Source organism: Mycobacterium sp. E3305 (assembly GCF_001666785.1).
Taxonomy (GTDB): Bacteria; Actinomycetota; Actinomycetes; order Mycobacteriales; family Mycobacteriaceae; genus Mycobacterium.
Map to the genome: position 1 here is coordinate 1 of NZ_LZJA01000079.1, position 649 is coordinate 649.

2 pseudogenes are annotated in these 649 nt (G+C 67.8%); both read right to left on the reverse strand.

Annotated features, from left to right (window positions below):
- Positions 1 to 185, reverse strand: a pseudogene (locus A5701_RS07705) (4-hydroxy-2-oxovalerate aldolase); the annotation flags it as partial.
- Positions 182 to 649 (reverse strand): annotated as a pseudogene (locus A5701_RS07710) (acetaldehyde dehydrogenase (acetylating)); the annotation flags it as partial. The pseudogenes A5701_RS07705 and A5701_RS07710, both read right to left, overlap by 4 nt.

Consider the following 649-nt stretch of genomic DNA (forward strand, 5'->3'; position numbering starts at 1 on the left):
CCGCCCAGCCCGTCGCCGTGGGTGACCTCGATGACGGGCACCCCCGCGGTGTCCAGGGCGGCCACGATGGCACCCACCTCTTCTTTGGTGAATTGGTGGCGCTTGTGGTGCGAGCCGTCCCGCAACGACGTGTCGGTCAGCCGTACGTCCCAGATCGGGTTGAAGAAAATGTCGTGTGTGCTCATGCCTGCGCTCCCGGCGCCGTCGCGGATAAGGATTCCTTCGCGATCTCCTCGCCGACCTTGGTGGCCGCGGCGGTCATGATGTCCAGGTTGCCCGCGTACGGGGGCAGGTAATCGCCGGCGCCCTCGACCTCGACGAACGTGGTCACCATCGCCTGCCCACCGGAGTTGAGCGACGGCTCGTCGAACTGCGGCTCGTTGAGCAGCCGGTAGCCGGGCACGTAGGTCGCCACCTCGGCCACCACGTCGTGGATGGACTTCGCGATCGCGTCGCGGTCGGCGTCCTCGGGGATGGCGCAGAAGATGGTGTCGCGCATGATCATCGGCGGGTCGGCCGGGTTGAGGATGATGATCGCCTTGCCCCGCTTGGCGCCGCCGATCGTCTCGACACCCTTGCTGGTGGTCTTGGTGAACTCGTCGATGTTGGCCCGCGTGCCCGGCCCGGCCGAGACCGACGCCACCGACGC